Source organism: Paenibacillus donghaensis, from assembly GCF_002192415.1.
GTDB lineage: Bacteria > Bacillota > Bacilli > Paenibacillales > Paenibacillaceae > Paenibacillus_AQ > Paenibacillus_AQ donghaensis.
On sequence record NZ_CP021780.1, the window covers coordinates 2,720,347 to 2,745,370 of the forward strand.

General features: G+C 51.6%; 20 protein-coding genes, 1 riboswitch and 1 other annotated feature. Of the genes, 16 read left to right on the forward strand and 4 right to left on the reverse strand.

All coding sequences use genetic code 11. The features are described 5' to 3' along the window. Positions 1–180: 180 nt before the first annotated feature. From ypfJ to B9T62_RS11885, 5 genes are all read left to right on the forward strand, one after another. A complete protein-coding gene (ypfJ, locus tag B9T62_RS11865; protein ID WP_087915444.1) occupies positions 181–1,026 on the forward strand; it encodes a KPN_02809 family neutral zinc metallopeptidase in 846 nt (281 codons plus the stop codon). 68 nt (positions 1,027–1,094) lie between these two features. Next, positions 1,095–1,157, forward strand: a riboswitch (Fluoride riboswitch). A 337-nt stretch (positions 1,158–1,494) separates the two neighbouring features. Beyond that, positions 1,495–2,832, forward strand: coding sequence for a voltage-gated chloride channel family protein (locus tag B9T62_RS11870; RefSeq protein ID WP_087915445.1), 1,338 nt, complete (start codon positions 1,495–1,497; stop codon positions 2,830–2,832). Positions 2,833–2,938: 106 nt separating this feature from the next. After that, positions 2,939–3,472 (forward strand): hypothetical protein, encoded by a 534-nt coding sequence (locus tag B9T62_RS11875; protein ID WP_087915446.1) that lies wholly within the window; start codon positions 2,939–2,941, stop codon positions 3,470–3,472. A 15-nt stretch (positions 3,473–3,487) separates the two neighbouring features. Further along, positions 3,488–3,712 carry a helix-turn-helix domain-containing protein gene (locus tag B9T62_RS11880; protein WP_087915447.1) on the forward strand — a complete coding sequence of 75 codons (225 nt, stop codon included), beginning with the start codon at positions 3,488–3,490 and terminating at the stop codon, positions 3,710–3,712. A gap of 19 nt (positions 3,713–3,731) precedes the next feature. After that, positions 3,732–4,901: an alanyl-tRNA editing protein gene (locus tag B9T62_RS11885; protein WP_087920242.1), complete on the forward strand. Its 1,170-nt coding sequence runs from the start codon at positions 3,732–3,734 to the stop codon at positions 4,899–4,901. Positions 4,902–4,936: 35 nt separating this feature from the next. On the opposite strand, the gene B9T62_RS11890 is transcribed toward B9T62_RS11885, so the two are convergent. Next, a complete protein-coding gene (locus B9T62_RS11890) occupies positions 4,937–5,509 on the reverse strand; it encodes a GNAT family N-acetyltransferase (RefSeq protein WP_245864425.1) in 573 nt (190 codons plus the stop codon). A 162-nt stretch (positions 5,510–5,671) separates the two neighbouring features. Between B9T62_RS11890 and B9T62_RS11895 the strand changes: the two genes are divergently transcribed. The 3 genes from B9T62_RS11895 to B9T62_RS11905 are packed head-to-tail and all read left to right on the forward strand — an operon-like array spanning position 5,672 to position 9,200. Next, positions 5,672–6,262: a TetR/AcrR family transcriptional regulator gene (locus B9T62_RS11895; RefSeq protein WP_087915448.1), complete on the forward strand. Its 591-nt coding sequence runs from the start codon at positions 5,672–5,674 to the stop codon at positions 6,260–6,262. Continuing rightward, the gene (locus B9T62_RS11900) at positions 6,262–6,960 is read left to right on the forward strand and encodes an ABC transporter ATP-binding protein (RefSeq protein ID WP_087915449.1); all 699 of its coding nucleotides are present in this window, start codon (positions 6,262–6,264) and stop codon (positions 6,958–6,960) included. Before B9T62_RS11895 ends, B9T62_RS11900 begins: the two co-directional genes overlap by 1 nt. Continuing rightward, positions 6,957–9,200 (forward strand): ABC transporter permease, encoded by a 2,244-nt coding sequence (locus B9T62_RS11905; protein WP_087915450.1) that lies wholly within the window; start codon positions 6,957–6,959, stop codon positions 9,198–9,200. Before B9T62_RS11900 ends, B9T62_RS11905 begins: the two co-directional genes overlap by 4 nt. 5 nt (positions 9,201–9,205) lie before the next feature. On the opposite strand, the gene B9T62_RS11910 is transcribed toward B9T62_RS11905, so the two are convergent. Continuing rightward, a complete protein-coding gene (locus tag B9T62_RS11910; RefSeq protein ID WP_087915451.1) occupies positions 9,206–9,685 on the reverse strand; it encodes a DinB family protein in 480 nt (159 codons plus the stop codon). Between the two features lie 356 nt (positions 9,686–10,041). Between B9T62_RS11910 and B9T62_RS11915 the strand changes: the two genes are divergently transcribed. From B9T62_RS11915 to tyrS, 5 genes are all read left to right on the forward strand, one after another. Further along, a complete protein-coding gene (locus tag B9T62_RS11915) occupies positions 10,042–12,441 on the forward strand; it encodes an alpha-L-arabinofuranosidase C-terminal domain-containing protein (RefSeq protein ID WP_087915452.1) in 2,400 nt (799 codons plus the stop codon). Between the two features lie 22 nt (positions 12,442–12,463). Further along, positions 12,464–13,393, forward strand: coding sequence for a glycoside hydrolase family protein (locus B9T62_RS11920; protein WP_087915453.1), 930 nt, complete (start codon positions 12,464–12,466; stop codon positions 13,391–13,393). A gap of 703 nt (positions 13,394–14,096) precedes the next feature. Beyond that, complete coding sequence (locus tag B9T62_RS11925) at positions 14,097–14,624, forward strand: GNAT family N-acetyltransferase (RefSeq protein WP_087915454.1); 528 nt, start codon at positions 14,097–14,099, stop codon at positions 14,622–14,624. 97 nt (positions 14,625–14,721) lie between these two features. After that, positions 14,722–15,195, forward strand: coding sequence for a GNAT family N-acetyltransferase (locus B9T62_RS11930; RefSeq protein WP_087915455.1), 474 nt, complete (start codon positions 14,722–14,724; stop codon positions 15,193–15,195). 95 nt (positions 15,196–15,290) lie between these two features. Further along, positions 15,291–15,516 (forward strand) — a binding site (T-box leader). Between the two features lie 121 nt (positions 15,517–15,637). Then, the gene (gene tyrS / locus B9T62_RS11935) at positions 15,638–16,900 is read left to right on the forward strand and encodes a tyrosine--tRNA ligase (RefSeq protein ID WP_087915456.1); all 1,263 of its coding nucleotides are present in this window, start codon (positions 15,638–15,640) and stop codon (positions 16,898–16,900) included. Between the two features lie 218 nt (positions 16,901–17,118). On the opposite strand, the gene B9T62_RS11940 is transcribed toward tyrS, so the two are convergent. Both B9T62_RS11940 and B9T62_RS11945 read right to left on the reverse strand, forming a co-directional pair. Beyond that, positions 17,119–18,858 (reverse strand): ABC transporter ATP-binding protein, encoded by a 1,740-nt coding sequence (locus B9T62_RS11940; protein WP_087915457.1) that lies wholly within the window; start codon positions 18,856–18,858, stop codon positions 17,119–17,121. A 242-nt stretch (positions 18,859–19,100) separates the two neighbouring features. Beyond that, positions 19,101–20,150: a winged helix-turn-helix domain-containing protein gene (locus B9T62_RS11945; RefSeq protein WP_087915458.1), complete on the reverse strand. Its 1,050-nt coding sequence runs from the start codon at positions 20,148–20,150 to the stop codon at positions 19,101–19,103. 159 nt (positions 20,151–20,309) lie between these two features. Between B9T62_RS11945 and B9T62_RS11950 the strand changes: the two genes are divergently transcribed. From B9T62_RS11950 to B9T62_RS11960, 3 genes are read left to right on the forward strand one after another with little or no spacing between them, the layout of a single operon-like run. Continuing rightward, a complete protein-coding gene (locus B9T62_RS11950) occupies positions 20,310–21,410 on the forward strand; it encodes an ATP-binding protein (RefSeq protein WP_211296498.1) in 1,101 nt (366 codons plus the stop codon). Then, entirely contained in the window at positions 21,398–23,845 is a 2,448-nt protein-coding gene (locus B9T62_RS11955; RefSeq protein ID WP_245864426.1) for a DUF5682 family protein, read from the forward strand. Before B9T62_RS11950 ends, B9T62_RS11955 begins: the two co-directional genes overlap by 13 nt. Further along, positions 23,842–25,014, forward strand: a complete 1,173-nt coding sequence (locus B9T62_RS11960; RefSeq protein WP_087920246.1) for a VWA domain-containing protein — start codon at positions 23,842–23,844, stop codon at positions 25,012–25,014. The genes B9T62_RS11955 and B9T62_RS11960 overlap by 4 nt, the downstream gene beginning before the upstream one ends. Positions 25,015–25,024: the final 10 nt, after the last annotated feature.

Genomic DNA, 25,024 nt, shown 5'->3' on the forward strand with positions numbered 1-25,024 from the left:
GCAGCTCGCCTGTCCAGTTTAGCTCGGGTAGCTCCATAAGGACGACCGGGTTTAATCCCTTCCCCCTATATACCTTGACCACGAATGAAGCAGATGTGTTAAACACATCCTATTCAGGGTAATCACTACTACATCCATACTACAACATGACATTAGAGGCAAGATCAAGGGGGACATCGTATGAAATGGAGAGGCAGAAGAGGAAGCTCCAACGTAGAAGACCGCAGAGGCAGCGGTGGCGGAGGAGGCTTGGGCGGCGGTAAACTAATCGGCGGGGGAATTGGCGGCATAGTGATTCTGCTGATTGTCACCCTGCTGGGCGGCAATCCGGGAGATCTGCTCGATGGCATTACCGGCGGCGGCTCAGACACCAGTGCTCCCTATACTGAAACGCAACAGGAGAAGGAGCTAGCGGACTTCGTGTCTGTAGTGCTGGCGGATACAGAGGACGTATGGTCAGAAGTATTCCAGCAAAACAACCAGGTCTACGAGAATCCCAAGCTGGTCTTATACACGGAGAGTGTGCAATCGGCTTGCGGGGTATCGGGCGCTTCGGCGGGCCCCTTCTATTGTCCGGGGGATCAGAAGCTGTACATAGACCTTAGCTTCTATGATGAGCTGCAGCGGGAGTTCCAGGCTCCCGGCGACTTCGCGATGGCTTATGTCATTGCCCATGAGGTGGGGCATCATGTGCAGACTCTGCTCGGAGCATCCGACACGCTGAATGCCCAGCGCCAGCAGCTAAGTGAGACGCAATTTAACCAGAAGCTGGTCCAATTCGAGCTTCAGGCAGACTATCTCGCAGGTGTATGGGCGCATCATGCACAAGGGATGAACCTGCTGGAGGAAGGCGATCTGGATGAAGCTCTCACCGCAGCCAGTGCAGTGGGCGATGATACGATCCAGAAGAAGGCCCAAGGGTACGTTGTTCCCGAGAGCTTCACGCACGGCACCGCCGAGCAGCGCAAAAGTTCATTCTACAGCGGCTTCGAGTCCGGTACGTTGGCCGGAGCCTCGGGCTTGTGATTGCGGCATCAGCCGGTACATGCAGGAATGAATTGACTTTTAAAATGGACTTCATTACTATAAGTGTAGTCCAATAAGGCGATGGAGTTCGCCATAACTGTCTCATGCAGACTAATGACTCCTACCAGTGAACAGCGCTGGTAGGAGTCTGTTTTGAATTATAGGAATTAATAGGTTCTATGCTATAATTTATCCTTCTATTTCTCGCAGAAACGGATGCCTGAAAGCGATACGTAGTATCGCTGCTTCGGAAGCATACGCTTCTGCAGAGGACGGCGAAGCCGTTTCTTCTTAAAATATAAGAATTTATATGTTTCACGCTATCCATTATCCTTTTATTTCTCGCAGAAACGGATGCCTGAAAGCGATACGTAGTATCGCTGCTTCGGAAGCATACGCTTTTGCAGAGGACGGCGAAGCCGTTTCCACTTGTGTAGAGAGCTAATCTGATTTCGGGAGTCCGTAAGTATGAGAGACAAACTAGTAATCTGGCGTAAATTCGCCGCTGAGAGAAGTTACACCGCGCTTTGGAGCACCTTCATGAAATGGACGATTCTGGGTTCCATAGTCGGACTGCTGGCCGGGAGCGCATCGGCGGTTTTCCTGGAAAGTCTGGATTACGTCACATCAGCTCGGCTGAGCCAGCCTTGGCTGTTGTATCTGCTGCCGCTGGGCGGCGCATTAGTCAGCTATCTGTATATGAAGGTAGGAGAGAGCAGCTCCAGGGGCAACAATCTGATTCTCGAACAGATTCAGGAGGGCAAAGAAACCATCCCGCTCAGGATGGCACCGCTGGTCTTGTTCGGCACGCTGATCACCCATTTGTTCGGCGGTTCCGCCGGGCGGGAAGGGACCGCTGTCCAGATGGGCGGTAGCCTTGCCGATGCATTCGGCCGCTGGATCAAGATCAGCCCGCTGGATCGCAAGATCCTGCTGATGTGCGGGATCAGCGCAGGCTTTGGCTCGATTTTTGGCACCCCGCTTGCAGGTACGTTATTCGGCTTGGAGGTAGCGACACTGGGAATCATCAGCCAACAGGCCTTGCTGCCCTGTTTTGTGGCCAGCTTCATCGGGGATCTGGTAACCACCAAGCTGTGGGGTGTGCAGCATATCCATTATGCTGTGAGTGAATACCCGGCGCTGAATCTTCCCGTACTGCTGAAGGTAGTGCTGGCTTCCGTACTATTTGGATTGACCAGTCTGCTGTTCAGCGAAACGATTCATTTTCTCAAAAAAAGCTTGGCCGCCATCATCCACAGTCCGGTATTAAGAAGCGCAGCAGGCGGACTGATTGTTATCGCACTTGTATACATAGTAGGTTCGCGCGACTACCTGGGACTTGGCATTCCGCTGATTAGCAGTTCTTTTGAAGAGGGCGTGTCGACGTTTGCCTTCCTCTGGAAGCTGATCTTCACCACACTTACGCTCGGAACTGGTTTCCAGGGCGGGGAGGTGACACCGCTGTTCGCCATTGGAGCGACATTGGGTGACACTTTGGCAGGCATTCTTCATCTATACGGGCCATTTCTGGCCTCGCTGGGATTCATCGCCGTCTTCTGCGGAGCGGCTAATACGCCGATCGCCTGTTTCCTGATGGGCATCGAATTGTTCGGCTCGCAGGGTGCGGTATACATGTTCATTGCTTGTCTGGTCAGCTATTTATGCTCCGGCCACAGCGGGATCTATACCTCACAGCAGATTGGCATCTCCAAAAGCCAGCTGATCACCTACCCGGCAGGGACTAGCCTGGCAACGGCCAAACTGCGGCGTGCAGAAGCTAAAGCGAACAATAAAAATGGCATATAACAATAATTATTTATTGTTTATCGATATATTTTTATTGAAAATACCTTTTAGATCTGTTAATGTTAATTGCAAGAACAACAATACATTTCTAAAAGGAGTTTATGTTATGAAATCCAAAATTTGGTTTAAAGTTGGTTCCAATGTATCTCTTGTGCTTTTTTATTTCATGATCGTTCTGGGTATAGCCTCGGTGATCGGACATTATGTGGGAGAATTCGAGCCTATCTTTGGACAATTTGATCTGGTGTTCAATGAATACCCTGCCCTGTATGCCGATCAGTCCTTTATTAACCTTTCCTTATTAACTGTTATAGCTGTCTTTGCTTTCTCCATTCTTTTTACATGGTACATGCACAAGCTGTTGAAGAACATCTATAAAGAGAGTCTGTTTATGCAGCAGAATGTTACTATTTTGTTCAAATTGGGGATCACCTTCCTGGTTCTGGGTTGCAGCTTTAATTATATGGATGGATTGTTGGCAGTAAGAGCACTGGATACTCTGGAGATCGCCAATGCAAGCCTTGTTTATGCGAATCTGTCTTATATCGACCCTTTAATTGGCGGAATTCTGCTGCTGATCATTGCTTCGGCACTGAAAGTTGCGGTACGGGCAGTTGAAGAGAACAACCAAACCATATAAGCGAAGTAGGGGATAATGATGATACGCATAAAGCTTGATGTGATGATGGCTGAACGTAAAATGTCTCTAAACCGACTCTCCGAGCTGGTCGATCTTACCCCGGCCAACCTGTCCATCCTCAAGAATGAGAAGGGTAAGGCGATCCGCTTCACCACGCTGGACGCCTTGTGCAAAGCGCTGAACTGTCAGCCCGGCGATCTGCTGGAGTACATTCAGAACACAGAGGAACCACAAACCTGAGGAAGAAAGGACATCAATGATGACTGATAAACTGTATTATGATTCCGCCTATATCTCCATGTGGGAAACGACCATTCAAGAGGTGCTGGAACGGGAGGACGGGATTTATGTGGCGCTTGAGCAAACGGCCTTCTACCCGCATGGTGGGGGCCAGCCCTGTGACAGGGGGGAGATCTCGGGCATCGCTGTTCTTGATGTAGTAAGTGAAGAGGGCAAGGTACTGCATAAGCTGGAAAGTTTGCCGCAAGAACGGCAGGGAAGCTGCCGGCTCGACTGGGAGACGCGGTTTGACCATATGCAACAGCATAGCGGACAGCATCTGCTCTCCGCCGTCTGTCTGAAACTGGCCGGGGCGGTGACGGCAAGCTTCCATCTGGGCAATGAGGATTGTACGATCGATGTGGAAAGGGTAGAATTGTCGGAGACGCTGCTCGCCTCCATTGAGCAGGAGGTTAATCTGGAGATTTACCGTAACCACCGGATTGTCAGCCATTGGGTAAGCGCGCAGGAAGCTGCCAAACTGCCGCTGGTCAAAGCACCCACAGTGACAGAGGAAATCCGGATTGTAGAGATCCAAGAGGTGGAGTACAACGCCTGCGGCGGAACACATGTAGCTGCAACGGGTGAGATCGGCATAATCAAGCTGCTGAGAACGGAGAAGATCAAAGGCAAGACACGAATCTATTTCAAATGCGGCACCCGTGCCCTGAACGAATTCAATGAACAGATGAAGATTCTGGCAGCCCTGTCCGTCAGGTTCAATACCGGCAAAGAAGAGATTATGGACCGCATTCAAAAAGCGGATCAGGAGCAGAAGCTGCTTCAGTCGCAGCTGAACGCGGCCAAGGAGCAGCTCGACAGTTATTTGGCACAAGAGCTGCTGGCGCAAGAGGATGGAGGGCTGATCTCGTATATTTTTGCGGACAAGCCGCTGAAGGATCTCCAGAGCCTTGCCACTAAGCTGACCGCTCAGACGGATGCTGCTGTATTGCTGGCCACGACGATGGAGAGTAAGCTGGTGTATGCCCACAGCGGCAGCGGTGAGTTGTCTTGCGGAGCCTTTTTTAAGACGCATCTGGCAGGCTTTAACGGCAAAGGCGGCGGCAGCGCAGTCATGGCCCAGGCCGGATTCCCGTCATGGGATGAGGCCCTTTCGTTCTATGAGTTCACAAGAGCACAAGCACGTTAGAATATGAAAATAAAGCACCCCTGATGCATAGCGCATCAGGGGTGTTTTTGCGGCCGAAAGCTGACCTTGTGGAAATTGTTGATTGCCTTGAACAGCGATTGCCCTTCGTCCTTAACCATAAAGTCCGGTTCAAGCGGCAGCAGCATGGCCTGATAAGGCTCAGGCACCCAGATATACTGATGGATATAGGCCGTCAGCATGAACCCGCAGCGCTCCCAGAAGTGCACCCGCTCCCAGTGAACTGGGCTGTTTCCGGCTTCTACTTCGATCACCAGTGCCTTCAGCTGGAAGCTGTGCACCGCCCATTCCCGGATCTGCCGCAGAAACAACGTCCCCAATCCCTGGCCCCGATGATCCTCACGTACAGCCATATAGTCAATAATCAGCACCTGTTCCGGGTCTTTCCCTCCAAGTCCGGTGATTGCCATCGCTATATACTCGCCGCCGCTCCTTCCGATATGCAGACAGGCAAGCTTACGCTCCACCATGCTGCGCAGAATGGACACAGGCTTGGCCCCTGACGGAAAAGCAGTCAAATACAGCGGTTCTACTCTGCTCCATAACTCTTCATCCCAATCTTCGAGTGTTGCGAAATCAAGTTTCATCATGAGTCACCTCTGGTTTCATCATAGCAGAGGAGGTGGGTAAGAGTACAACCGGCGCAAGCCCCCGATACAGAGAAGCCTTGACAGAAACGACACCAGTGTCATAAAATTAAAAAGCGACATCATTGTCGTTTTATAGCGAAGCAATCTGATGGAGGAATTACCATGACAGAGAAATCAGCGTTAAAAAAACGTCTTATCCTGGAGGCCGCCCACCAGGTATTTATCCGTAAAGGCTTCACCGCCGCTACAATGACGGATATCGTGGAGCAATGCGGCATCAGCCGGGGCGGCTTGTACAGGTATTACAGCTCCACGGAGGAGCTGTTTCGGGCGTTAATGAGCGAGAATACGGATACGATGCGAGCGGCTTTTGAAGATATGATGGGGGCAGGCATGACATTCCGTGATATCATGGAGCTTTTTATTCAGGAGCAGAAAGTGGAGCTGCTGGAGATCCACCATAGCCTGATGACGGCAGCCTATGAATTTTTTCTCTCCCATAAATCCGCTGGGGACCGTGAGCTGCTGCGCGGGCAATATGAACAGAATACAACGCTGCTGGCCGGGTTAATCAGCTATGGCAATCAACGCGGGGAGCTCGAAGTCGACTCGGCTCCGGCTGCCGCCAGCCGGATTGTCGTATTCATTGAAGGCTTGCGTGTACTCAGCCTGTCGGTGGAGCTGACCGAAGCTTTTATCACTGAGCAGTTGGGCTTTATTCAGAACCAGCTCTATGGAAGGAACAACGCCTAATGAGAGCAGGACTAAGCGTTCACAAGATAACGAAGCAATACCGCGAGCAGGAGCTTGTGCTGAAGGAGGTAACGCTGGAGGTGGAGGAGGGCTCGTTCACAGCCATCGTAGGACCCAGCGGCTCAGGCAAAAGCACCTTGCTGAACATCATGTCCGGCTTGCAGAAGCCGAGCAGCGGTGAAGTGTATATCAACGGGAACAATATTACCCGCTTCAGCGAGAAGGAAATGGCCAACCTGCGGAGGAGGTCGCTGGGGCAGATTTTTCAGGGCTATTATCTGATGTCCCATCTCACGGCTGAAGAGAATATTCGCATGGGCCTGCCGGTATCCGGTGACAGCCAAACGGTTCAGGAGCTGGCGCAGCTGCTGGATATCGAGGGGATTCTCGGCCAATTTCCCAGGCAGATGTCCGGAGGCCAGCAGCAGCGGGTGGCGATTGCCAGAGCCTTGATCAAGAAACCGCAGGTTCTGTTCTGCGATGAGGCTACTGGAGCATTGGATGAGCTGAACAGCAAGAAGGTGATCGCCCTGCTGCATCAGGTAAGGCTGCAATATGGAGTTACAGTGCTGTTCATCACCCACAATCCGGAGATTGCACGGACTGCGCAGCGGGTTATTACTATGAAAGACGGTTCTGTTCATAAGGATGTTGTCAATGCCAAGCCGATCCGGGCAGAAGAGATGAGCTGGGCATGAGGGGTCTGAATAAACAAATCTATAGTCAGTTGCGGCAGAGCCGCAGTTATGCCATCGTCCTGTTTCTAATCGTCCTGCTGACCTCGCTGATGTTCTTCTTCGTACAGTTCTCTATAGACAAGAACGAAGTGAAGCTTAAGGGATACAATCTGGCTCAGAAGCAGGAACAATTCCGCTTTCAGCTAAGCGATACCCCGGAAGCAGAGCTGAAGCTGGAAGAACTGAAGCAGCAGTTCGTGATTGAAGAACGCAGGATCAAAAAAGTGACCGAACAAGGCCGTAACCTGTTCCTGATGCAAACGCCGCAAGAGTTGAATTTGCCTTATCTGGTTGAAGGTCAGCTGCCGCAGCGTACCGGTGAGATCGCCGTGCTGCCGCAATTTCTGGAGTTGAACCATAAACGGGTAGGGGATAAGCTGTATATCGGACGTGAAGGGTATACCATTACGGGAAGTATGTATCTTCCGGATGTTCAGGCGTTTGTTCCGTGGGGCGAAATGCAGCAGGAATATGCCTCTGCTACGTTTGTGCTGATGCAGCCGGAGGATTACCAGGCAGTGACCGCTTATAAGCGCAACTATTACAGCGCCAGAGCGAAGTCAGGGGTGGAGGCAGCTGTCTCCCTGCAGAAGCTGAAGGATGACCCTGAATTTATTAATTTCGAACAATCAGAAGATACGGCTGCCAATTCCGAGCTGCGGCATTCGCTGGAGTCCAATACCAGCTTGGCATTGTCTTTCCTGGTGGTGCTGAGCATGGTCACCTGGTTTATCTTTCATATGTTCTACAAACGATTCTTGCTGCTGCATCAACAAGAAATTGGAGTCTATAAGGCCTTGGGGTATACCCGACGTCAGATTAGCTCTGTAATGCTGCGTTTTGCTGTGATTCTGTCAGCAGCGGGGGCCTTGGGAGGTCTGCTCGCCGGCTTCCTGGCCAGCAATGTGCTGATGAATATGCTGCGCAGCTCGTATTCCTTCCCTTATTATGAGCGGGGTGTGTCCGCCGCTTCCCTTGCGCTCGGACTATTGCTTCCTGTCGCCGGAACGATACTGATCACTTTAGCGACTATAGTTCCCTTTATGAAGCGGGAGCCAGCCAGCTTACTCAATCCCGTTCAGAGCAACAGGGATAATCGCGGAGTACTGGCAGCGCTGAACAAGCTTGTAAGCCTGCTGCCGGAGAAGCTGCGACTGCCATTCCGCGTGGTACTGCGCAGATGGAATGCCTTGCTTCTCAGTGCTGCCGCTGTGCTCCTGATGACTACGCTGTTTATTATGAGCTATGCCTTATACCAATCCAGTAATACCCTTATTGATTCGCAAACGGCAGGCGTAAATTATTCTTACGATATATCCTATTCCAGTCTGCAGCCGGATGCCCTTGAAGCTTCCGCAGCCGGCCGGATGTATTACTTGCGGCAGCCGGTCGAGCTGTTTACAGAGAGCAGTTCAACCAGTAAGCCGCTGCAAATGCTTGGACTGGACACAGACGGAGACCTGTTTATACTGCTGGATGATAAGAAGCATCCTATTGAGTTGGAGAATATGGAGGGCGTGGTGGTCCCCCAGGCCATGCATGTATTGTATGGCATCGACGCTGGGGATCAGCTGCAATTCAAGGTGAGCGACAGCACATTTACCGCTTCGGTTGAAGCGATCAGCGAGAATGGCGAACCGGATACGGTATACACTGCCAGACCTCGGCTTGTGGAGTGGCTGAATCTGCCCGCGAACGTTCATTCCGGGTTATGGAGCAAGCTGAACACTGCGGATGTACAAGCCCAGGTGGTTACTTCAGCGGATCGGCAAGCCGCCCTGCAGAGCAGCGCGGTGTCCAACCGTTCCAGTGCGGTGATGAACCAGGTGATTGGCCTGGTTATCGGCTGCCTGCTGATCTACCTGGTGATTCTGCTGAATTTCCAGGACAGCCTCAGGGATATGCAAGTGCTGAAGCTGCTTGGCTACAGACCGAAGGAGATTGGGCGTTTCCTGCTGGATGTATATAAACCATTATTCGTGGTATTTTATCTGCTATCCCTGCTTCCGGCCATTTATATTACTAAACAAATTCTCCGCTTGATTTCTTTGCAGACAGGCGATTATATACCGTTCTCCACCAGTCCGTGGATGCTGGTACTACCGCTGGTAGTCATTCTGTTAGAGTACACGGTGGTTGTAATCAGCTTTCAGAGGAGGGTACGGAAGGCAAGCGATCAGGAGAGCTTAAACGTAATTTAAGACTATCAATCCCATATCTTAGGGCGGTCAATTCCCATTGTTCTCATATAGTCTAACAACTGACCTGTGTGAACAGCTTCGTGGTAAGCAATGCGTAATAACATATCCCCAAGTGTTCTAATATAACCACCTGCATCATAAAGGTCGATTTCTATATTTTCTAAATCGTTTATACTAATTGTTCTTATGTATTTCAAGAATTCCTCACGATAAGGTTGTGCAAATTCAAGTTCATCATCTACTGATGTGAATTCTTTTGCTTCAAAGGGATTAAACAAATTAGATAGTGCTTTACCACCTCTACCTATAAGAACTTGGTGAAAAAGAAACTCACCTTGTAATAAATGTCTAATCATTTCAGCACAAGTAAGAGCGTCTTCATCAGGTTTCCAATTTAACCTTTCTTCGGGTATAGCTTTCCATAATTTTATACTTCTACGTCTAACTTCTTCAAAATTAAAAATGATTAAATCAGTTGCATTCATCTAAACTCACCCCTTTGTTTCTATTCATAGGTAAATTATACCAAGGTCATTTTGAATAGACAAGAATATACATTTTAAAATTTACGCAAGACAACAAATTTTACGCAAACAGCTTTTTCGATTATGTATCAGCAGCAAAAGGACCTGATCCGCGATTCTGCGGGTCAGGCTCTTTTGCTGAATTGGCTTTAATAAACGGTCATGGTGGAGCGAGGATTTCAGGCCTGGGAGACACACCCAAGTTCCGGCCTATGATCAATTGACGAATAAGAAGGTGTTTGCTTATAATGGTTTATATAAGTGCTACTTAATTAATATTTATATTAACTTATTAACCAATTGAGGAGACTAACCTAATGGATACAACAACAGCAGCATTAACGATCCATCCCCGCAGACGTGGAGCAGAGCTTGGGGATATGTTCGGCATTTTTTTCGAAGACATTAATCATGCGGCAGATGGAGGACTCTATGCAGAGCTTGTGCAGAACCGTTCGTTCGAATTTGACCCTATTGATCATCGGGAATATCACGCATTAACGGCATGGGAAACCGTCGAAAGAGGGGGTGGCAAAGCAGCAGTCACAATAGAAACCAGCCACCCGCTCAATGAGCGCAACCCTCATTATGCCGTAATCGAAATTCTGGCAGAAGGGGCAGGTGTCGGCATCCTGAATCAGGGATTTAACAGCGGCATATCGCTGACCAAGGGTGAGAGCTATCTGTTCTCGGTGTATGCCCGCCGTGACAACAGCTTCAATGAACCGCTTGTGCTCACACTGGAGAGCCATGAAGGAGTTGTGCATGCTGAGGCATCCATTACAGTGGACAGCGCAGAATGGCGGAAATATGAGGTGAGACTAACCGCACAAGACACCGATGTCAGCAGCAGACTGGTGCTGGTTACCACAGGAAGCGGCAAGCTGTACCTGGATATGGTTTCCCTGTTTCCTGAAGCGACCTTCCGGGGACGTCCGGGCGGAATGCGCAAGGATATTTCTGAATGGCTGGCTGCGCTTAAGCCGAAGTTCATGCGTTTCCCCGGCGGCTGCCTGATCCATGATGGCTCCTTGAATCCGGATGCCAGAGATTCCCTGTATCACTGGAAGAATACACTTGGCGATGTTGCGCAAAGACCGTCCAGACGAAACAATTGGTCTTATAATCAGACACTCGGACTGGGGTATTATGAGTATTTTCAATTCTGCGAGGATATTGGGGCCAAGCCGCTTCCCGTACTTCCCGGCGGCTATAATCCGCACCGCAATCAAGCCGTTCCGCTGGATGAGCTGGAACCATGGATTCAGGATGCGCTGGATTTGATTGAGTTCGCCAACGGTGACAGCTCCACCCCTTGGGGAAGCAAACGTGCTGAATTGGGACATCCTGAACCGTTTGGCCTGGAATATGTAGGGATCGGCAACGAGGAAGTAGGGGAACCCTTCTTCGAGCGTTATCCTTATTTCCACCGGGCGATCAAAGAACGTTACCCGGACATCAAGGTGATTAATTCAAGCGGCCCGTTTGCGGCAGGCTCGGAATATGACCGGGGCTGGAACTCGGCAAAAGGACATGGCTCCGATCTGGTAGACGAGCATTATTATCAATCACCGGAGTGGTTCCTGGCCAACTATCACCGCTATGACAACTTCAAGGCGGATGAGCCGAAGGTTTTCTTGGGAGAGTTCGCCTCCTGGGGCAATAGCTATTATAATGCGCTCGCTGAAGCGGCTTACATGACCGGTCTGGAACGAAATGCCCATGCCGTCGGCCTGGTCTGCTATGCCCCCATGTTATGCAATGCCGATTATGTGAACTGGAAGCCGGATATGATCTGGTTCAATAACCATCAAGTTTACGGAACACCCAACTATTATGTGCAAAAGCTGTTTATGAATCACCACGGCGATCAATTGCTGGCTGTGGAAGGCAGCGGCTTCAGCGCACCGCAGGCGGCTGCGGCTTCTGCGATTATCGGGCCAATTGTCCTGACGGCCAGTAATACGGCGGCCGAATTCTACGACATAGAGCTGCTGAACCGGGTCACCGGGGAGAAGCGAACCTTCAGCGGACTATCCCCGGAAGTGAATACAATGAAGGATCTGCCGGAAGGCAGCAATATTCCGCGTGTACTTGAACTGGGTGAAACCGGCTGGGAGCACTATACTTTAAGCCTGAAGGCGAGAAGAACGGCAGGACCCAAAGGGTTCATTATTGAATTCGGGCGCAAGGATGATCACAATCGCCTCTTCTGGGAGCTGGGCGGCTGGCTGAATCAGGATACGATGGTCTGTGCCGTTGTAGACGGACGGAATTCTGTCCTGACGCAGAGCATGTTCTCGGTAGAAACCGATGTGGAATACAGCCTGGTGCTGGAAGTGTCCGGCAGAGAGATCCGCACCTATATTGACGGCGAACTGGTGAATGAGACCGAAGACAAGCTTCCAACCATTGAACCGCTGTATTATACGGCCAGCATGGAGCTTTCAAGCGGAGACATCATTCTGAAGGCTGTCAATGTGCAGGCTGAGGCTGTGACCGCTCATATCAATATAGATGACAACATTCAAGGGGGAATGAATGTAGACGTATTTGAATTGTCCGGCCACAACCTGGAGGACGAGAACAGCTTCGAGCACCCTGAGCAAATTGTACCGCAAGAGCGGAGTTTCAGTACGGAGGAATCCGGTTTCGCCTATACTTTTCCGAAACAATCGGTCACGGTCTTTAGAATTCGCCAGCGTGTATCCCAATAACCTATAGAATAGGAGAATGAAGATGAATGCACCTTTATTCCGTGACCCGATTCATGACGGGGCAACAGACCCCACACTGATCTGGAACCGTGCTGCGAAGGAATGGTGGATGGTGTACACCAGCCGCAGAGCGTCCGCCGAAGATTCCGGCGTGGCCTGGGTTCACGGCAGCGGGCTTGGTGTGGCTTCCTCTAAGGATGGAGGTGCTACCTGGGCCTACCGGGGGCTGCTGCCTGGCCTTGACATCGAGTGGGGACACAATACGTTCTGGGCGCCGGAGATCATCTGGCATGAAGGAACTTATCACATGTATGTGAGCTACATCCAAGGTGTGCCGGACCGCTGGAGCGGTTTCGAACGTAATATTCTGCACTACACCAGCCCGGATCTGCTAGCATGGTCCTACCAGTCTATGTTGTCGCTTAGCTCGAATCGGGTGATCGATGCCTGTGTGTTCCCGCTGCCGGGTGGCGGCTTCCGCATGTGGTATAAGGATGAAGCACATAACTCCGCCACCTATGCCGCCGACAGCCAGAACCTGTATGATTGGGAGGTCGTCGGTCCAGTCTTGACCCATCAGGGCCATGAAGGTCCGAATGTGTTTGAGTTCAAAGGAAGCTACTGGATGATCATCGACGAGTGGAGAGGGCAAGGCGTCTTCCGCTCTGAGGATCTGGAGCACTGGGAACGCAATGGTCTGATCCTCGATCAGCCCGGCAGCCGACCGGATGACGGAACCATCGGCCTGCATGCTGACGTGGTGGTACAGGGGGATGAGGCGTTCATCTTCTATTTCACGCACCCGGAACGTTCTGCTGCGAATGCCAATCTGTCCACATATGCCACCCGACGCTCCTCGGTTCAGGCTGCACGGCTGGACGTGGTGGAGGGCAAGCTGGTCTGTGACCGGGATGAGGCGTTCGAGCTGGCACTGCGGGGCGAAAGCGAGTAGATTGTTTAGAGTAACCATGAGGTATGCTTTGAAGTGCTACATAGTGTTTTCATAAGATTGAACAGGAGTTATTAATTTAGTTGCAAAACTGCATCTAATTAGACGATTTTTTCCGTTTTGGAGCAAATAGTTGCAGAATAGCACTTAATTCCGGCGTTTGAACGAAAAATACTTTATTTTCTCGAAATTAGTTGCACTATCGCACTTAATCGCCTGATAACTTACGATTGGGATGGAATTAGTTGCACAATCGGTTACTACTTAGGCCCTGCGATACTCCAAGAGCTTAAATGATAGCTAACCCACTGTCTAGCGGACCTCATAGCTCTTATTTGCTCATTACTGCGATAGGTAGAGGTCTTAGGACCGTATAGCCGCTATATCGTCCAAACGGGCTCTGGCCCGGGGATTTTATGTGATATAGAGGCTCCTCGGTCCGTTAATCCGTCAAATCTGCGTATGTACAGCAAATAGAGGCTCCTGGGTCCGCTAGCGGTCTGAAATCGGAGCCGGGCTTACGTGCGAAGAGGGAAGAGTCCTAAGTAGTAATCACATTCGCATCATTTACTCCGAAAGTTCGGCATGTGATACTAAACTTATGCTATCGTAGCTAAGCAGTTTCTATATGGGGAGCTTACGAAGCAAGTTTTACCGATGTAACTTCTGTGAATCTGATGCTAGTATAACTTTTGGGAGGAATACTATGGTTATTGAAACGGAACGCTTGCTTATCCGGGAATTCCGGGCTGAAGATTGGGAGGCTGTTCATGTGTATGCATCTGATCCATTGGTTACCCGGTATATGATATGGGGACCTAATGACAAACAGGATACACAAGACTATCTTGCCGCTGTCATCGAGACACAGCAGCATCAACCCCGGAAAGACTATGAGTTCGCCGTAGTCTACAAAGCAACCGGAAAACTGATCGGCGGCAGCGGCATACATATCACAGCTACTGGTCAAGGAGAAATCGGTTATTGTTATAACCGTACCTACTGGGGTCAAGGTTTCGCTTCAGAGGCTGCCGCAGCCCTTTTGCGATTGGGTTTTAAGGAGCAGGGCCTTCACCGCATTTATGCAACCTGCCGCCCGGTCAATCTCGGTTCTGCCAAGGTGATGCAAGCTATCGGTATGAAATACGAAGGTCAGCTTAGAGAGCATATGTGGCATAAGGGCCTATGGCATGATTCCTGTCTATATTCGATTCTAGAGCATGAACACAACTGAAATCAGCTGAGACGATGGACTTAATTCATAAGTTCAGGCTTGGAGCAGCCAGCTTCCTACACTACTTAAGAACCCATAGGAGGAAGTACATTCATTGATGAACATCAGACTCATACATAACAGCGATAATGAAGCGATAGCACAGATTATCAGAACATGCCTGACTGAATTCGGCGGTAACCGCGAAGGCTTGGCTTGGGCAGATCCAAGCCTGGATCATTTGTATGAATACTACAATCAGCACGGGAAGCGGGCTTATTGGATCGTTGAATCAGATGGCAGATTGCTTGGCGGGTGCGGAATAGCTGAGTTCGCTGAATCGGATGAGGTATGTGAGCTTCAGAAAATGTATCTCTCCCCGGAATGCCGCGGGTCGGGTATCGCCTCACAACTGCTGGAGACTGCTCTTGATTTCGCCAAACTCGATTACCGCCATTGTTACCTGGAGACGCTGCAGAACATGCACGCCGCGAACCGTTTCTACAGCAAACAAGGGTTCGAGCCACTGCCTGCTCCACTTCCCGGTTCTGAGCACTATGCTTGTGACACCTGGTACATCAGAGACTTATAGACCCGCATGAAGTGAGGCTCTATCATCGCGCTCCGGCTATGTCATGTATTGACAAGTATTTTGCAGTTAAGCTATACTGGCTGTAATCTTATAGAGGATATACGTTGAAAGAGCCCAGTAGCAGTCTTGTCCCTGTTATAGAAAGTCAGGGGTTGATGGAACCTGATATATACAAGGTCTGTGAATTACACTCTGGAGTATCTTGGGTAATGCCAAGCGGACTGAAGCGAACGATATCTCGCTAAGAGTGGTATGAGCTGCGCTATGACGTGCTGCTTGTTCAATTTGGGTGGTAACACGGTTTATTCAATCGTCCCTGTGTCTACAATAGACAAGGGGCGATTTTTTGTTGTCCGGAAGTACCGTGTGCGCCATGGGCTGCTGCGAGGCCATCAACGTAATTCATAAGGAAATCTTCTGTACACAAAGGGGCTGTATCACATTGAACATTATTGATGAACTGGAGTGGCGTGAGGCCATTAACCAGCAGACCGACGCCGAAGGCTTGCGCGAGCTGATGGAGACCAAGGCGGTTTCGCTGTATTGCGGCATTGACCCGACAGGCAACAGTATGCATATCGGGCATTTGATTCCGTTCATGATACTGAAGCGTTTCCAGCTGGCCGGTCACCGTCCGGTCATTCTGATCGGCGGGGCAACGGGAACGATTGGCGATCCAAGCGGACGCCAGACCGAACGCTCGCTGCAGACGATGGAGCAGGTGCAGGAGAATGTGGATGCCTTGACCGCCCAGATGAAGAAGCTGTTCCTGACCGACAATGAGGCTAATCAGGTGCGGATGGTGAACAACTATGACTGGACCCACAAGATTAATGTGATCGAATTCCTGCGCGATTATGGCAAAAACTTCAGCATGAACACGATGCTCTCGAAGGATGTGGTAGCGAGCCGGCTCGACAGTGGAATCACGTTCACCGAATTCTCCTACCAGATCCTGCAGTCGCTCGACTACCTGCATCTGTACCAGCATGAGGATGTGCAGCTGCAGATCGGCGGCTCCGACCAATGGGGCAACATTACAAGTGGACTGGATCTGATCCGTAAGAAAGAAGGCTCCGAAGCCAGGGCCTTCGGCCTGACCATTCCGCTGATGCTGAAATCCGATGGCACCAAGTTTGGCAAAAGTGCCGGCGGTGCAATCTGGCTCGACCCGGCCCAAACAACGCCGTTCGAATTCTACCAGTTCTGGGCCAATAGCGATGACCGCGATGTGGTCAAATACCTGAAATACTTCACTTTCCTGGATCAGGCGGCTATTGAAGCATTGGCCGAGAAGGTACAGAGTGAGCCGCACAAACGCGAAGCACAGAAAGCGCTGGCGGAAGAAATGACCCGCTTCGTACACGGCGAAGAGCTGCTGGAGCAGGCGAAGCGGATCACCGCCGCCTTGTTCAGCGGAGATATCCGCTCACTGACCGCCGATGAAATTGAAGAAGGCTTCAAGGAAATGCCTACATTCACGACTGGCCGCGAAACGAAGAATATCGTAGACTGGTTGGTGGATCTGGGGATTGAGCCATCCAAACGCCAGGCGCGTGAGGATATCACCAAGGGTGCAATCTCCCTGAATGGCGAACGCGTAAGTGACATCCAGCTGGACGTTACCGCTGAGCATGCCATTGGCGGTCGATTCATCATTATCCGTAAAGGCAAAAAAAATTACAGTCTGGTCAAGCTGGGTTAACCCGCTTCTGAGCCGGCAAGTGGAAACGGCTTTGCCGTCCTTTTATAGGACGGTACCGTTTCAGCGAGAAATAGAAGGATAATTTATACGGAATTATATAAATTCTTATATTTATAAAAAAACACAGACCTGTCTCTCACCTTAACGTGAGGAACAGGTCTGTTTGTTCTTGCGTTTACAGAGGTGTACGCGGGATCTAATGGCATCATTGCGTAGGATTAGACAGCATCGATTTCTTGCAGCAACGGTTGCTGTTGTTCATTAGACGGCGTAACGGCTTCTTTTTGCGTGTAGAAGTCATGGAATCGCCCTCCATACGCCAGCAGTTCGTGCAGGCTGCCCCGCTCGGCAATTCGTCCCTCTTCCATATAAATAATCTCATCGTACCTGCCAAGCATCAGCTCATTCATATTATGGGTGATCGTAATCAGGGTCAGATCCTCCAACGCGAGCAAACGGCCCTCGATTTCATACGCGGTCTGCATGTCTATCGCCGACGTGCCTTCATCCAGAATCAGGATCGGCTTATTACGGATCAGGGCACGGGCAACGGCAATCCGCTGCCGCTGGCCTCCGGACAGCTGTGAACCGTTCTCGCCTACGGGGGACTGCAGCCCATTAGTCTGCTCGAGGAACTTATGTATGCCGCTGGTGTGAAGCACCTCTTCCAGCTGTTCCGCTGAGAACTCTTCGTGCAGACAAATATTAAAATGGATGTCACTATCAAACATATACACATTCTGATGAATCGTTGAGACCAGTTCCTGCAGCCGAGAGGTGTCCAGCTGCTTCAGATTAGTGCCGTCCAACTCGACAGTGCCTTCATAACGGTCATAATAACCTGTCAGCAGCTTGACCAGTGTGGATTTACCACAGCCGCTGGGTCCGGCGAGCGCGTATTTTTTGCCTTTGTCCAGTGTGAGTGATACGTCTTTAAGGACCGGCTGTCCTGGCGTATACCCAAACTGCAGATGGTTGGCGGATAAAGCTACGTTGAATTGAGGATCAAGCTGTTCCGCAGGGGTATCATGGTGCTGGGCAGAGAGGGCATCGATCCGTTCCACTACCGGCCGTACACCTTTGATCTTGGGCAGATTCTCCATAATTACGAGAACAGGACCGACGAAACCGCCACTCAGCTGGACCAGCGCAACCAGACTTCCCGCCGATAGATTTCCGGTAATAATCAGATAGGCGGCCACAAAAACAACCGCAAACTGGGTCAGGATCGCCAAAGTCTGGGACACACTTTCATTCAGTGCAAACAGCCGGTCGGCGGCAAAACGGGTATCCGCTGCCTGCCGGTTCTCCGTCTGGAACTTGTGTCCGGCGTATGTGCCCATCGCATAGGATTTGATCACCTCGAAGCCGGATAACAGGTCTTTTAAGCGGATGGTAAAGATCGACATCTGAGCTGATACGGCGCTTTGCTTGGTCTGCAGCGCTGTGCCGAAGAGGGAGGGGATAATGAATATCAGCACCATGCAGCCGGCAAGGATGGCCGTCACCAGCGGACTAATGTAGAGGAGAACCAGCACGGAAGCCGCAAACACCACCACATTCTGCATGACCTGCAGCAGAGGCTGAATATACTGATCCTCCAGCTGTTTGATATCGTTGGTCAGTGCGGATAAATAATCGGCCGTGTTGGATGCCGCGAAGGCTTCTGCTTTTCTACTGAATATGCCTCGAAACACCCGCTCCCGTAGCGACAGGGTAAGATTGCGAATCAATGCCTTGCTGCATAAATTATAAATCAGGCCCATCACACCGAGCAGCAGCAAATAAACCACTGAGATAACCAGAATTTCGCGGAATAGCCCGCGGTCGCCCTGCAGCGCGGCATCAATGACCTTTTGCAGCACAAGGGCAATCAGCACTCCCGCCGCCGCCGTGATGATGCTGAAGAACAGTGTAATCATAAGCAGCAGTTTGTGTTGACGCAGGGAAGCTTTCAATGTTCAGCCAACTCCTAAAATTAGATTTCCGTATAATCCCAAGGGAATATTATCATACGTATTCGATTAATGTCAAACAAATTAGATCATTATAATATATTATTGCAAATAGAGATTACAGATCCCGCAAAATCGGCTTTGGAGCAATATGCAAAAAAACTCCCCAACAGTAGTGGGAAGTTTCAGTTCAATGAGAAAGTCATAGGCTTGCCTGCTAACTATAACTATAACTATAACTATAACTATAACAAATACCGCTCCAGCTCTTCGATCAGCAGTTCCAGATTAGCCGTGTCCAGATGGTAGTACACTTTACCATTTTGTTTGTCAATGCTAACCATTCCGCAGGTCAGCAGCACGTTCATATGATGGGATACAGTGGCCGCCGATAGTCCCAAATGCTCCGCGATTTCCAGGTTGTATTTGGGACTGAGCTTCAGCGAAGCGAGGATCTGCAGCTTACTGTTGTCAGCGAGCGCCTTCAGCAGCAGCAGCAGGTGTTCCCTGGAATCGGCCGGATTCTTGCCGTTCAAGGGTAGGCAGTCGACAAACAGCCCGTAATGGCCCTGTGTGGTATAAATCGATTGGCCGAGCGGCATAATCAAGGCCGGGTAGATGGAAGCATCGTGGGCAAAAATTTCTACTACCTTCACAAACGGCTGATCCCCGTTGCTGCGTATGGACTGAACATAGGCTGAAATCAGCCGTCTGAGCGGCTTCTCCACTTCTTGCCTGGCCTTCTCAAACGCGTGGATGTTGTTGTTTACAGCTGCAATCAACGCTGCAATCTGTTTATGGGGATGCTGTAGCAGCGCCATCAGCTTCCATTTTATACCTTCCTCGTACGAACATCCGCCGAGAAAAGCAATGATGTCCTCCAAGGTTAGTATTTCCGCCAACACCGCTTCCCCCGGAATGTCATCCTCCTTTTTTTGCTCATCGAACAGAACTTTAAGCAACTCCTGACGGATCAGATCCTCAGCTGCTGTTTCAAGGCCGCTCAGCCAACTCCTATTCTCACACAGAAGCCTAAGCAGAAGGGTAAAGAACGTCGTGTCCTCATCCTTAAAAAAGAAACTGTCACTTTCATGATCTACCCTGTGTTTCCTGAAGGTGTTGAGGTATTTGTCCACGGTCTTCAGATGTTTCGTATAGAAGGCTTCTCCATCGACGCCAAACCGGCCCAACTCGTCAATCATATGCTGTCTGTGATGAACCATATGGCTGCTGACATACAGCAAGCCCAGCGTTTCAAATACGGGATCCAGCTGTTCATGAATATTAAGATTCATAGTTCCTCCTGCACAAATTTGAATTCGATGTTTGTCTAATATAGTATATTTCTATGAAACCTATTTTTCAACAGTGGCATGACCTTAAGTACATATGCTAGAATACAAGAATAGGAACATATGATCTGTTTATGAGAGGGGATAATGATAGGGATGTCCATCGAAATGATCAAGCCTCCCGCGGAGATTCTATATGAACGGGAGCTGCGGGCATTGCGGGAAGAGCCGCAGGGGCTGCGGCCCGCGAGTTGGCTGCTCTCGCCCGTTCAGGTGCGCGATTTCATTATCGGCCGCGAGCAGCCGGCGCTGCTGGACGGGGAGCAGGTGGAGATCACGCGGAAGTTCTATGGCAATGATATACAGATTGAACGCGCCGTAGTGACACTGGCGGGCAACCGGGGGCTGATGCTTGTGGGCGACCCGGGAACGGCGAAGACCATGCTGAGCGAGCTGCTTAGCGCAGCCATCTCCGGGACCAGCACCAATACGATTCAAGGCACAGCAGGCACAACCGAGGATATGATCAAATACTCGTGGAATTATGCCATGCTGCTGGATAAAGGCCCATCGGAGCAGGCGCTCGTTCCGGCTCCGCTATATAACGGAATGAAGAAGGGGATTCTCACCCGCTTCGAGGAGATTACCCGCTGTCCGGCCGAAGCGCAGGACAGCCTGATCAGCATCCTCAGCGACAAGGTGCTGAGCATCCCGGAGCTGGATGGCGGCGTACTGTTCGCGAAGCCGGGCTTCAATGTCATTGCCACGGCCAATGTGCGTGATAAAGGCGTCAATGAGATGAGCAGCGCCTTGAAACGGCGGTTCAACTTCGAAACGATCCGGCCGGTGGATAATCTGAAGATGGAAGCCCGGATTATCGAATCGCAAGCACGGAGCCTGCTGATACATAGTGGTATTGAAATTGAGATTGACACGGACGTGGTCGAGCTGCTCGCCACGACTTTTATGGAGCTGCGCACCGGAATGACACGTGAAGGGTACAAGATTGATTCCCCGCAAGCTGTGATGAGCACGGCGGAAGCGGTCTCAGTCTATGTGCAGAGTGCAATGACGTCTTATTATTATGAGAACAAGGGCGTATCCCTGGACCGGCTGGTGCAGAACATGCTGGGTACAATCGCCAAGGAGAATGACAAGGACTTGGCGGTGCTGAGAACCTATTTCTCCAAGGTTGTCAAAGACCGGGCGCAGGAAGACGGGATCTGGAAGGAATACTACCGGGAGAAGAAATGGATCAATTAAGCAAGCAAGCGGGGCTTCTGGATATGGAGTCGGATCTGCTGCCGGATCAGGGGCAGGCTGAGCCTCTGCAGGCTCAGGTAGACCGTCTGGAGGAGCTGTTCACCCAAGAAGTGTTTAATCTGGACAGAGGCATCCTGTATTATCCGGTCCGCCACCACAGCCCGGCATGCTCGCGGCACCTGCTGGAGGTGTTCAGAGACTATAAGCCGGATATCGTGCTGGTCGAGGGTCCCGAGAGCGGCAATCCGCTGATTCCGGTGCTTGCGGACGAGGCGACCCGAACTCCGGTCAGTCTCTATTATGCCTACAACAATGGGGACGAGAGAGCAGCTTGTTATTACCCGATGCTGGACTATTCGCCAGAGTATACCGCAATTAAGGAAGCGGCCGAACGCCGGATTCCTGCGTGGTTTATCGATCTGGATTACCGGCTGAATCCAGAATCCTCCCGCGAAGGGATGGTTTCCTATCAGGATGAGACGCTGCTGGCCGGCTCCAGCTTCATCGCCCGGCTCTGCGGCAAGCTGAACTGCCGCAGCTTCGATGAGCTGTGGGAGAAGGTCTTCGAGATCGGCAGTCTTGACAAGACTCCAGCGGCATTTGCCCGTGAGGTCTTCACCTATTGCTCTCTTTCCCGGATGTGCTACAGCGAGGAACGGCTTCGCCAGGAGGGTGATCTGGCAAGAGAAGCTCATATGCGTGAGCGGATTCAAGAAGCCTCTGCACAATATGAGCGGGTGCTGGTCGTAACCGGAGGCTTCCATACCTATGGTCTGCTGGAGCAGAACGCGGCCAAACGCGATCTGGAGGACGCCCGCCAGCGGGAACAGCAGATGCAGGCTGCCGACAAGCAGATCTATCCGATGGTGTATACCTTCACGGAAGCCGACCGTCTGAACGGCTATGCCAGCGGCATGCCTTATGTCAATTATTATGATCAGGTGTGGAAGCTATTGCGGCGGGGACCGCAGGCTGTTTACAACCGCACCGCCACCGCTTTCCTCACGAGGCTGCTGCGCAGTCTGCGTAAGGGTCACGGAGCCGTCTCGACTACCGATGCCATCGAAGCCTATTCGATGATCCAAGGCCTGGCCGTGTTGCGCGGCAAAAGGGAAGGCGGAGTGTACGAGCTGCTGGATGCGGTAACCTCCGCTTTCGTCAAGGGCGAGCACACCCTGGCCGCCGACCGGCCGCTGGAAGAATTGCAGCGGCTGCTGACCGGCGACCGCATCGGTGAGGTCGCGCCCAATGAATTCGCCGTGCCGCTGGTCGAGGACTTCAAGGCACAATCCGCCGTCAGTAAGCTTCAGCTCCGCCTCACAGGCAAGCATAAGAAGGTTCTGGAGCTGTACGGGAAGCCGGTGCACCGCAGAACGAGCCAGCTGCTGCATTGCGCTGACTTCCTGGGGACAGGCTTCGCCAGGCTGGAGAACGGACCGGATTGGGTCCATGGCCGCAATCTGAATCTGGTCCGTGAGCACTGGACCTATACGTATTCCTCGCTAACGGAGGCGAGGCTGATCGAAGCCTCCATCTTCGGCGGCACGGTGCAGGAAGCGGCTGTCGCCAAGGTGGAGCAAGCCGTGCGCGAGCTGCCCGGGCACCACAGCAGGGAAGCTGCTCAGTGGCTGCTGCGTGCACTGCTGATGGGGCTTGAAGAGCTGGCAGACAATCTGGTGGGGCTGGTCAAGCGGTCACTGCGTTTGGACGGCAGCTTCCTCTCTCTGTGCGGCACGCTGACCATTCTGGGCCGGATTCACGAACACCGCAGGTTGTTCGGACTTGCCGAAGGGCACCAGCTGCTGCATTTGCAGGAGGAAGCCTATGACAACGCCTTAGGCAAAATGGATGCCTTGCGCAAGACCCTGCCGGAAGAGCATACGGAGATTGTCCAGGCACTGAAGCTGCTGGCGATGCTGGCGGAAGCGCCGGAGGGCAGCTTCAGCCGCGAAGGCTTCTGTGATGCTCTGCAGGCACTGCTTGCACAGCGGAGTCTTGCCCCGCAGCTCGAAGGTGTCTGCATCACATTGCTCGTGCGGCTAGGTCAACGGGACCGGCTGGAGATTGCAGCACGGGGCAGAAGCTACATGCAGGGAGCGCCGAACCAGGCGAAGCATACCGCGCCTTATCTTCAGGGCGTGTTCACGGCAGGCCGGGAAGCTTTCCTATATGACAGCACGCTGCTGAGCGACCTCAATCTGCTGCTGCAGGAGTTGTCCCCTGATGACTTTATGCAGATGATTCCCGAGCTGAGGCTGGCCTTCACCTTCTTCACACCGGTGGAGACGGAACTGATTGCACAGCGGGTAGCCGGACTATATCAAGTCGACACTGGGGAACTGCAGCGTTCGGGCATCGATGAACAAGAGCTGCGGCGCGCCAAGGCTCTGGACCAGTCGATCCGAAAGGAGTTTGCCTTATGGAAGCTGATATGAAGCATCCCACTCCGTCAGCAGGTCAGACAGACGGCATCGGAGCAACAGATACACTGAACCGCTGGCGTCTTCTGCTCGGCGAAGCCGCCGAGGACGGTTTATCTGAGGCTGCTGGTTATTCTGCTGAGGGTTTCACCTACACGGAGCAGGACGAAATTCTCGGATTTCTGTATGACCGGGAATACGGTGAGGAGCAGGGGTACCGCCAGCAAGGCGGCGGCAGAGGCAGTTCCCGGCTGACGGTGCCGAAATGGCTGCACAAGGTAAGAACACTTTTTCCCAAGCAGACCGTAGAGATTCTGGAGAAGCAGGCCCTCGACAAATATGGGCTTCACGAGCTGTTGACCGACAGGAAGCTGCTTGAATCGCTTGAACCCAATATGAATCTGCTGAAGAATATTATGCAGTTCAAGCACCGGATGAAGGGCGATGTGCTAAACAGTGCCAAGACTATTGTGCATACGGTGGTCGAAGAGCTGCGCAGGCAGCTGGAGTCCCAGGCTGTGAGCAGCCTAAGAGGCCGAAGAAGCCGATATGAGAGCAGCCGCTCCCGCTCCTTGCGCAATCTGAACTTCAAGAAGACCATCGTACGAAACCTGAAGAATTATGATACAAGCAACCGGCGTTTCGTGATCGACCGGCTGTATTTCGACGGCAGCGTCCAGACGCACAACCGCTGGCATATCATTATTGGCGTAGACGAGAGCGGCAGTATGCTGAATTCCGTGATCTACAGTTCGATTATGGCCAGTATCTTCTACCGGTTGAATTCGCTCAAGACAAGTCTCTTTATCTTCGACACCCAGGTAGTCGACCTGTCGGGCCGGCTGGAAGACCCGGTGGATCTATTGATGAGCGTCCAGCTCGGAGGCGGTACCCATATTGCCAAAGCCTTGCGATACGGAGAGACTCTGATCGAGAATCCGGCCCGGACGTTATTTATCCTGGTCAGTGATCTGGAGGAAGGGTATCCGGCGGAGCAGATGTACCGGGCGGCCAAGGATATTCTGGACGGCGGCAGCAGGCTGCTGGTGCTCACTGCCCTGGACTTCGCAGGAACAGCCATTTATAACGAACGTGCAGCCCAGGTGCTGACGAATATGGGAGCCTATGTGGCTGCGCTTACACCGGACAAGCTGGCCGACTGGATCGGCGATATTATTACTTAGTAACTAGGAG